This window comes from Streptomyces sp. ADMS (assembly GCF_033441795.1).
Taxonomy (GTDB): domain Bacteria; phylum Actinomycetota; class Actinomycetes; order Streptomycetales; family Streptomycetaceae; genus Streptomyces.
Genome location: NZ_JAVFVX010000541.1, coordinates 1 through 292, shown reverse-complemented (window position 1 = coordinate 292; position 292 = coordinate 1). Strand labels below are relative to the sequence as shown.

Annotated in this window: 1 protein-coding gene; it reads left to right on the top strand. The window is 74.0% G+C overall.

The annotated features are described in order from the left end of the window. A partial coding sequence (locus RB628_RS41925) for a transposase (RefSeq protein ID WP_318325828.1) occupies nucleotides 1–292 on the top strand: 292 nt, incomplete at both ends.

The following is a 292-nucleotide window of genomic DNA, read 5'->3' as shown; positions in this document are numbered from 1 at the left end:
TCCTGGAGCCCGTGCACCCAGCACGGCTATCCGATGATCGTGGTCGCTTTCACCAAGCCGGCCTGCGGCCCCTGCCCGGTCCGCGAGTTGTGCACCACCAGCCGCCGGGGCTTCCGCCAGCTCACCTTGAACCCGCGCCCGCTGACCGAAGCCCTGCGCACCGCCCGCGCCGAGCAGGCCGACCGGCACTGGCAGGACGCATACGCCCTACGCTCCGGCGTCGAGGGCACCGTCCGCCAGGCCCTCGCCGTCACCGACAGCCGCCGGGCCCGCTACCGCGGCCTGGCCAAGA